Origin of the sequence: Porphyromonas somerae DSM 23386, from assembly GCF_000372405.1 — a bacterium.
Lineage (GTDB): Bacteria > Bacteroidota > Bacteroidia > Bacteroidales > Porphyromonadaceae > Porphyromonas_A > Porphyromonas_A somerae.
The window spans coordinates 68,537-77,833 of record NZ_AQVC01000005.1; the positions used below are offsets into that span (position 1 = coordinate 68,537).

The window sequence follows — 9,297 nt, forward strand, 5'->3', positions numbered from 1 at the left end:
CCTTGCTCACGTTATGAAGAAGTGGACGCTTTGGTTAATCGTTGTGGCTATGGCACTAGCCCTGATTGGGTTGCTACTGATGCAACTCAATTATGTCGACGTGGTCTACCGCTTCCGAAATGAGCAGTTTGATAGTCGTGTACGTCAGGCACTCTCTTCGGTAAGTCAGGATGTAGAGCGCGACGAGATGTCACGTCTGGTTTCGGACCGCCTTGGCTTCTCCACTTCGTCGAGCCTTCTTTCGCTAGAGAACAACCTGAAGGAGAAAAACAAGCAGCTACAGATTGATAGCCTGCGTTTCGGCCTAGACCAATTGCCACAAGACCCTCTGAGGATAGCCAAGAAGCAGAGCCCCGATAGGATTCAGGAGGCTTCTCGGGAACTGATGAAGGCCTTCACGGAGCGGTATAACGAGGTGCGTGAGATGGTGATTCAGCTCGCCATAGAGTCGGTGCGCGACAATAATCCAGCCCCTATCTACGAGCGTATTTCGGAGAAAGATCTGGATCTGCTCCTTAGCTATTACCTCACCAATAACGGCATCACATTGCCTTACATTTATGAGTTGGTGGATAATAATCATCGGGCGTACTATAGCAGTGGCAAGATACCGGCCGATGATGCCGATGCCACTTACACGCAGGTGCTATTCCCCAATGACCACCCCTCGCACATGTACTTCGTGAAGCTCTATATCCCAGGGAAGCGGCAGCTCATCTCTAGTTCGTATGAGTTTATTATCCCTTCGGCTGGCTTTACGCTGCTACTCTTTGTGGTGTTTACGATTACCATTGTTTCACTGGTAAGGCAGAAGAAGCTAGAGGAGCTGCGTAAGGACTTTGTTAATAATATGACGCACGAGCTCAAGACGCCTGTCAGCACCATTATGGTGGCGAGCCAGATGCTCTCCGCAGACCAGGCGGAGACCTCTCCCGAGCGCCGACAGAAGTGGATCTCAAGTATCATGGCGGAGAGTCAGCGACTGGAGTTGCTGATTGATAAGGTGCTACAGATGTCTTTCTTCGACCGCGATAAGGTAAAGCTAAAGTTGAAGGAAATAGATATGGAGGAGCTTCTCCTCAATGTTACCAATATATTTAGCCTCAAAGTGGAGAGCTACGAGGGAGAGATTGATGTGGACCTAGGGGCAGAACAGGCCACTGTAGAGGGCGATGAGATGCACCTCACCAATATCATCTTCAACCTCCTCGATAACGCGATCAAGTACCGAAGCATTGAGCGGCCACCTCACCTTACAGTGGGTACCAGTAACGATGCTAAAAACGTAAAGATATATATCCAAGATAATGGCATCGGAATGAAAAAGGAGCATGCCAAGAAGATATTTGACCGCTTCTACCGCGTGCCGACGGGCAATCGGCACGATGTCAAAGGATACGGCCTAGGGCTGGCCTATGTGCAGCATATCATCTCGCTACACCACGGGAAGATAGCTGTGGAGAGCGAGCTAGGCAAGGGAACTAAGTTTATTATTACATTACCAATTAAAGAATAAAGATTATGATGGAAGACGTAGTAAGAGTATTTCTATGTGAGGACGACGAAAACCTGGGTCCTCTACTCAGCGAGTTTCTAAATACCAAGGGGTACCAAACCGATCTTTTCCAAGATGGACAGGCCGGTTGGGAGGCTTTTGAGGAACAACCAGACCACTGGAATATCTGCGTCCTAGACGTGATGATGCCCAAGATGGATGGGTTTGAGCTAGCACAAAAGATCAAGAGCAAAAACGAGTCACTACCCATCATCTTCCTCACCGCCAAGACCCTAAGCGAGGATGTAGAGCAGGGATTTAAGCTCGGTGCTGATGACTACCTCAAGAAGCCTTTCAATACCGCTGAGCTCACTATGCGTATCGATGCGGTACTCCGCAGGGTACAGGGCAAGAAGCCAGAGCCAGTAGCATTTTACAATATCGGCGACTTTGTATTTGATACGCAGAAGCAGATGCTTACCTTCAGAGATGAGGAGCCAAAGCGACTCACCACTAAGGAGACCGACCTACTGACTCTCCTCTGTATGCACGCTAATGACTTGATGGAGCGTAACTATGCCCTCAAGACCATCTGGGGTGAGGATAGCTACTTCAATGCCCGTAGTATGGATGTCTACATCACCAAGCTGCGTAAGCACTTGGCTCAAGATGAGCGTGTGGAGATTCAGAATAAGCATGGCAAGGGGTACAAGCTCATCACTCCTAATGCCAATAGCGTACCTACCGACGATAATACAGAGACCATATAATTATCCACTAAGAGTCGGGGGACTTCCACAAGAGACCCCCCGACCTTTATTTGCTACAACAAACTTATGAAGAAGATAATAGCAACACTTGTTTTAGCCCTTACTACCCTTACCGCTAGCTACGCACAGTACTATGATAATGACCCTGTGGGCACGGTATATGAGTACGAGATGTCGAATAAACTGATGGGTACCTCTACGGTTACTCAGACACTGAAAAAGGTGGAGGGCAACGTCATCACCTACGAAGTGGTCACCAAGGTGCCTGGCATGAAGCAGCCAATGACCATGGAGAATGCCCTTACCTTTGCAGATGGTAAGATCCAATATAGTGTGGAAAGTCTCTTGGCTCAGAGCAAGGCTACTATGGAGCAGGCTGGTATGGGCTCAAATATTGATATGACCTTTGATGGCGATGCTGGCTTTACTCCACTCCAAGGCAATGTAGGGGATAAGCTACCTCTGACCAAGGCTACCATCACCGCTAAGGTACAAGGGATGGATCTAAACGTCATCACTGAGATAACTAGGAATGAGATCACTGCCGTAGACGAAGAGGTGACCACTCCAGCCGGTACTTTCAAGACCATCAAGGTGGAGCAGGAGGTAAAGACCACCACTCAGGCAATGGGGATGAACCAAACTCAGGAGAATAAGCAAATCACTTGGGTGGTGCCCAATAAGGGTGTGGTGAAAACCGAGATGACTACTATGGGTCAGGTAATGACTACTGAACTTGTTAAGATTACAAGACCATAAGGAGACTAGATGCTAGCACTGAATAATGTAGGCGTCTCCTTTGGGGCGGATAAACTCTTTTCGGAGGTTTCTCTACAGGTAAATCCGAAGGAGCGTATCGCCCTCACGGGACGCAATGGGGCAGGAAAAACTACCCTACTCAATATTATAGCAGGCAAGAGAGAGCCCTCAGAAGGGGCTCTCTCCTATCCTACCGATATGGCGATCGGCTACCTACCACAGCACCTACTGACTCAGGATGGGCATACGGTGCGGGAGGAGGTACGCCTCGCCTTTGATAAGGAATTGAAAATACAGAAGAGTGTCGACCGGCTCACCCAAGAGCTAGCGGAGCGAACCGATTACGACTCAGATGGCTATATGGAGCTGGTGCAGCGGCTCGCCAATCATACAGAGCTATTGGCACTCTATGCTCCTCAGGAGCAGGACGCACAGATAGAGCAGACGCTCAAGGGGTTGGGCTTTGAACCAAGCGACTTCGACCGCCCAACGAGTGAATTTAGTGGTGGCTGGCGAATGCGTATTGAGTTGGCGAAGATCCTCCTCGGACGGCCCGACCTCCTTCTCCTCGATGAGCCGACCAACCACCTCGATATGGAGTCGATCGTCTGGCTGGAGGAGTTTCTCAAGCGAAGTAGTGCCGCGGTGATTATGGTGAGCCACGACCGCCGCTTTCTGGATAATACCACCACCCGCACTGTGGAGCTCTCCCTCGGCAAAGCGTACGACTACAAGACCAATTTCTCGCACTACGAAGAGTTGCGAGAGGAGCGGTACCAACAGCAGCTTCGTGCCTATGAAAATCAGCAGAAGATGATCAAGGATACCGAGGAGTTTATTGAGCGTTTTCGTTACAAAGCCACTAAGGCGGTACAAGTGCAGTCGCGCATCAAGCAGTTAGAGAAGGTGGAGCGAATTGAGGTGGAGGAGCTCGACCACCGTGCGATACACTTCCGCTTCCCTATGTCGGTGACGAGTGGCGCTTACCCTTTGATCACTAAGGAGCTATCGGTCGCCTATGGTACTCACAGAGTGCTACATGATATCGACCTCACCATAGAGCGGGGCGATAAGATCGCACTTGTGGGAAAGAATGGAAGTGGCAAGACCACCTTTGTGCGGGCGGTGATGGGCGAGATACCACACGAAGGGGAATTGAAGCTGGGGCATCAGGTGGAGACCGCTTACTTCGCACAGAATCAAGCCTCCCTACTAGATCCCGATCTTACGATCCACGAGACTATCGACCGAGTGGCAGTAGGAGACATCCGACTGCAGATCAATAACATCCTCGGTGCCTTTATGTTTGGTGGGGAGATTTCTGAGAAAAAGGTGGAGGTGCTGAGCGGAGGAGAGCGAAGCCGATTGGCGATGATCCGTCTGCTGCTCAGCCCTTCTAACTTCCTCATTCTCGATGAGCCGACCAATCACCTCGACCTCTCTAGTAAGGCGGTGCTCAAGGAGGCGATCCAAAACTACGATGGCACGGTGCTGATCGTTAGCCACGACCGAGACTTCCTTGATGGTCTGGTGGATAAGGTCTTTGAATTTAAGGAGGGCGGAGTGGTCAATCACCTCGGCGGAATGCAGGAGTATATCCGCAAGCTACAAGCCAATGCCGTGGGCGAAGAAGCCCCTACTCAGAGCAATCAACCCCTCGAAAAGAGTGAGGGGCGCCTTGATTACGAACAGCAAAAGGCACAGCAGAGAGAGGAGCGACGCCAGCAGCAACAGTTGGAGCGGATTGAGGCAACCATCACCCAGCTCGAGGAGCAACTCGCCTCTATTGAGGAGCAACTATCGCATCAATCTACACCCCAGCTCCTCACCGACTACGATACCACCTCCAAAGCCCTCCAAAAGGCAATGTCCGAGTGGGAGCAGCTCATCTAACTTATACGAGTAGTTGGAGAGATAAAGAGAGTGGACTAGACACCAACCGGTATCTAGCCCACTCTCTATTTTTCTGGTAAATAGCTACTGATTATAGAACTACCTTATTAAGGATATACTTATCAGCAAGCTCGCCCTCAGCAAGAGTGCCAGTAGCATCAGATACGAGTGCTACAGAGTTATCAAGCACCTTGTAGTAGGTCTTAGCACCAGTAGAAGGAGTGATCAGCTCAAGTACGTCATTCTCGAGGAGATTGTAAGTACCGCTCTCCTCAGTCTTGTTCTCCTCCTTACCACCTTCAGCTACTTGAGTAAGTTGGTAAGTCATATCCGCATTGATAGTAAGGGTAGTCTTAAAGCCAGCTGCGTCGGCTGCAGGGAGTGTTCCCTCGTAAGTGCCTACGTATGCAGGTGTAGCTACCTCTTCGGTCACCTCGGTTTGAGTAGCCTCTTCTTGCTCGGTTGTCTTAGACTCCTTGCTAGAGCAAGAGGCAAGGAATAATGTAGCAGTTGCTACAAGTAGTAAACTAATCTTTTTCATCTTTCTTCTTTCATTAATAAATGTGTTCAACTTAATCCTTTAAGTTTGACGTTGCAAAGGTACACTATTTTGATGATTTACAATAATCTCACCCCAATATTTATACTTCCTCTCCTCTGCAAACGTGGAACTGACCCTTATAAATAAGGATTTTTCGGCAGCAGCTTCTTAAAGTCTATTTCTAGAGGGCACTGGAGAGACTTGTATCTCGTATTCGCCTCTGGATAGGTAATTAACCCGCTATGGGTGAGATGCCCAAGGACGACGCATGGCGATAGACCCAGACGCCTTCCCTCCTCCTTGATTTCTTGCAAAGTCGGCTTTGTTGAGAACTCCTTAAGCCCTTTGTACAAGTGGTTGCTTGCAAACTCATTAGCTTCCATCTCATGCTTTTCTATAGAGTCCTCCTCCATATCGTCTAGCAAGAATCCTTTCTTGGCATGCTTGTAGATAATGTGACCCAACTCATGAAAGAAATTAAAGGCTAGTTTGTCAAGGCTTCTCCCCTTTCCAGACAGCTGTATAATAGGTGTCCTTCCCTGCCAGTAGGCAGCTCCACTTGTTGAGGCCTTAGGGATATTCTCTACGAAAACAAGTTTGATACCTACATTGCTACATAGGCTAATAAGAAGTGGCAGATCGTGAGCCATTAGTGCCGACTTGAAGCTATCAATCTCCCCCATCGCTTTAGCTACAGAAAACTCTCTTTCGGTACTCATCATGTCGGCAATTATCTGCCCCTGCCGTACCCAAGCAGCAACACCAAATTCTGTTCTTTTAGACCGCCCAACTTGTCGGAACGATACTCCAAACATTTGGTGTGAATAGGTCATTTCAAATGCCTCATGAGTAGTAAGTCCAAAAAAGGAGAGCAAGCAATACATTTTCTCAACCTTTGTTTCCTTCTTGTCAATCCAACCCGCTTTACACATCTCTGAATATGGAAATAGGCACCCAAATGTATCCCATAGATTTTCCATAGGATTTACATTGCTTTGTCTAGCTATAGCCACATCATACTCAGCTTGAAATCTCAGTAAATAATTGGATGGTATACCTGTGACGATAGAAAAACTTTCTGCTGTATCATCAGTGATCCTAGACTTACCATTTAGTATCTTACTGATTGTTTTTTCTGGCTTCCCCGAACGAAGAGCAAATTCTCTCCCCGTCATCTCCCGCTCCTCAAGCCATTCGGAAAGCATTACTCCAGGGTGAATTGCTACTGGAACTATATATTCTCTTTTATTCGTTGCCATAATATCAATTAATGATAATCAATTACTTCAATAATTACTGCGTAGCTACCGTCATCTCGAAGCTCAACTCTAAAGATGAGGCGCCAATTTCCATCAAGGCTACAACTCCACTGACCAATCCTACTCCCCTTGAGTTGATGAAAGCGTCCAGGCAAATATTTAAACTCATCCTCCGTATTGGCCGCCTTAATCTGTGCTAGTCTTAAAAACAACTTGTCGGCTCGTATCTTACCATGGGCCTTTACGGCATTAGCCACAGAAGAGCAGGTTTTGCGTATAGTACTATTATCAAATTCTATAATCATCCAACAAGGTGGATTAAAAACGTTAGATATATCTATTCTTTGGCAAAGATAACCATAATGTTTGACACTAAGTGTTAAACTATTGTCATAGTTGTTGTTAATTAAGCTCCTAATGGATGTTCAGTCAAGTTAAGCAACGTAGAGGCAAGAGGGAGGGAGTTTCTGAAATAATGATTAAGTTTGCGGCAGATAATCACAGCTAGATAAAAGTGAAAAAGATGAAGAGATACAGAAGAGTGCTACTCAAGCTGAGTGGCGAGTCGCTCCAAGGGGCACAGGGTTACGGCATTGATCCAGTTCGCCTACAGGAGTATGCAAGTGAGATCACCAAAGTGGTGCAGAGTGGGGTGCAGGTAGCCATCGTGATCGGTGGTGGCAACATCTTTAGGGGCCTGAGCGGTGCCACCAAAGGGTTTGACCGCGTCAAGGGCGACCAGATGGGTATGTTGGCTACCGTCATTAATAGCCTAGCTCTTAGCTCCGCCCTAGAGGCTGAGGGGCAGAAGAATGTAGTCTTCACCGCCACACCTATGAGCCCCATCGGCAAGCACTATAATAAGTGGGATGCTATTGAGGCACTAGAGAGTGGCAAAGTAGCCATCTGCTCAGGCGGTACCGGGAATCCCTACTTTACCACCGATACTGGCTCCTCACTCCGTGCGATAGAGCTCGAGACCGATGCAATGCTCAAGGGCACCCGCGTCGATGGCATCTACACCGCCGATCCCGAGAAAGATCCTACCGCCACACGCTTTGAGGAGATCACCTATCAAGAGATTCTCCGCCGCCACCTCAAGGTGATGGACCTTACCGCCACCACAATGTGCATGGAGAATAATCAGCCCATCGTGGTCTTCGATATGGATACACCTGGCAATCTCACCAAGCTCCTAGTAGAGGAACTGTCCATTGGTACCCGAGTAATTAATGAATAACCACCCGATTATTGGTCAATTCTTAATAATTATGTAGATTTGCACAATCTTTAGGGTTTCTAACCAAGTTATACAGAATAAGATATGAGCAATAAGAAGCAAGATAGGCCTGATGCCACTGAAAAGATTGAAGAGGGTGCCATTGAGGTGATCAATAAGTCGGACGAATTTATCCGCAAGAATCGCAACACCCTGATCATAGCAGTAGTAGTGCTACTCGCCGTGATTGGCGGTATCATTGCCTACAAGAATCTCTACAAGGCTCCCCGAGCTAGCAAAGCACAAGAGGCGATCTACAAGGCAGAGCAGTACTTTGATCGCGACTCATTCGAGATCGCACTCAATGGAAATGGTGCCGATGTACTAGGCTTCCTAGAGGTGATCGATCAGTATGGTGGTACCACGAGTGCCAACCTCGCAGAGGCTTATGCCGGTATCTGCCTATACAATCTAGGCCAGTACGATGAGGCAATCAACCACCTCAAGAAGTTCAAGAGCAAGGACTCCATGGCCAATCCTAGTCTTTACGGCTTGATCGGTGATTGCTACGTCAATCTTGATAAGACCGCTGAGGGTATTAAGTACTTCGAGGAGGCCGCAAAGAAGGCCGATAACGGTTTGCTATCCCCTATCTACCTCATCAAAGCAGGCATCGCCTACGAGGCACTAGGGCAGACCGACAATGCCAAGGCTAGCTATCAAGCGATCATTGATAAGTATCCAAACTCAGCCAGCCTGCCAGAAGCTATGAAGCTTCTCCAAGCTCTAGAGCTGAAGAAATAAGCAACCTTTACAGATTTAAACCGAGCCGATATACTCCCATGAGTGTATCGGCTCGGTTTCTTTTGGGGCATGTGAGATAAATAATTGCCAAGGGGTTACGCATTAGAAAGAGTCTTACCATGAATGACCTCCCCTCGTGGGAGGTCAGACGGATCCTAGCCCCGAGTCGGAGAGGCGAATGCCTCGAACGACTCGGGGGTTTTGAAGCCCCTCCCCACCTTACGACCCCTTGCGGGTCGGACAATATGATCTCGGACATAAAATTGTGGTTTCCTGAAAAAGGTTGACTCGGTTAATGTTACGTTGTTATTAATCCTGCTTTATGTTGACTTTCTAGCCTTTAGTCCTGTGAGGGGTTGACTGGAGGGCGTAGCCCGGAAGGAAACCCCTCACAGGACTAAAGGTACCAAAACTTGGGCACCTATCCTATTTTTTGATTTTCAAGGTACTCCTCTCTATAGCTTTTCCACCTCTTGGGGATTTTCCCTTTGCACTTTGAGGCTTCAACAGGTGTCTTATAGTCGAGACTCATGTGAGGCCTTTTTGTGTTGTAAAAC

At 48.1% G+C, this 9,297-nt stretch carries 9 protein-coding genes; 6 read left to right on the forward strand and 3 right to left on the reverse strand.

Annotated elements, in window-relative coordinates:
- Positions 1-13: 13 nt before the first annotated feature.
- From A3GK_RS0101660 to abc-f, 4 genes are all read left to right on the forward strand, one after another.
- Complete coding sequence (locus A3GK_RS0101660; protein WP_018027793.1) at positions 14-1,516, forward strand: sensor histidine kinase; 1,503 nt, start codon at positions 14-16, stop codon at positions 1,514-1,516.
- Positions 1,517-1,524: 8 nt separating this feature from the next.
- Positions 1,525-2,265, forward strand: a complete 741-nt coding sequence (rprY, locus tag A3GK_RS0101665) for a response regulator transcription factor RprY (RefSeq protein ID WP_026161647.1) — start codon at positions 1,525-1,527, stop codon at positions 2,263-2,265.
- 66 nt (positions 2,266-2,331) lie between these two features.
- Positions 2,332-3,024 carry a TapB family protein gene (locus A3GK_RS0101670; protein WP_018027795.1) on the forward strand — a complete coding sequence of 231 codons (693 nt, stop codon included), beginning with the start codon at positions 2,332-2,334 and terminating at the stop codon, positions 3,022-3,024.
- 9 nt (positions 3,025-3,033) lie between these two features.
- Positions 3,034-4,917: a ribosomal protection-like ABC-F family protein gene (abc-f, locus tag A3GK_RS0101675; RefSeq protein WP_018027796.1), complete on the forward strand. Its 1,884-nt coding sequence runs from the start codon at positions 3,034-3,036 to the stop codon at positions 4,915-4,917.
- A 91-nt stretch (positions 4,918-5,008) separates the two neighbouring features.
- Here abc-f and A3GK_RS0101680 read toward each other — a convergent pair whose 3' ends face one another.
- From A3GK_RS0101680 to A3GK_RS10250, 3 genes are all read right to left on the reverse strand, one after another.
- The gene (locus A3GK_RS0101680) at positions 5,009-5,458 is read right to left on the reverse strand and encodes a copper resistance protein NlpE (RefSeq protein WP_018027797.1); all 450 of its coding nucleotides are present in this window, start codon (positions 5,456-5,458) and stop codon (positions 5,009-5,011) included.
- Positions 5,459-5,595: 137 nt separating this feature from the next.
- Entirely contained in the window at positions 5,596-6,717 is a 1,122-nt protein-coding gene (locus A3GK_RS0101685; protein WP_018027798.1) for an XRE family transcriptional regulator, read from the reverse strand.
- An 8-nt stretch (positions 6,718-6,725) separates the two neighbouring features.
- Positions 6,726-7,022: a type II toxin-antitoxin system RelE/ParE family toxin gene (locus A3GK_RS10250; protein ID WP_018027799.1), complete on the reverse strand. Its 297-nt coding sequence runs from the start codon at positions 7,020-7,022 to the stop codon at positions 6,726-6,728.
- 218 nt (positions 7,023-7,240) lie between these two features.
- Here A3GK_RS10250 and pyrH point away from each other — a divergent pair, with 218 nt between their 5' ends.
- Entirely contained in the window at positions 7,241-7,957 is a 717-nt protein-coding gene (gene pyrH / locus A3GK_RS0101695; RefSeq protein ID WP_018027800.1) for a UMP kinase, read from the forward strand.
- Between the two features lie 84 nt (positions 7,958-8,041).
- Positions 8,042-8,740 carry a tetratricopeptide repeat protein gene (locus A3GK_RS0101700; RefSeq protein WP_018027801.1) on the forward strand — a complete coding sequence of 233 codons (699 nt, stop codon included), beginning with the start codon at positions 8,042-8,044 and terminating at the stop codon, positions 8,738-8,740.
- The last annotated feature ends 557 nt before the right edge of the window (positions 8,741-9,297 follow it).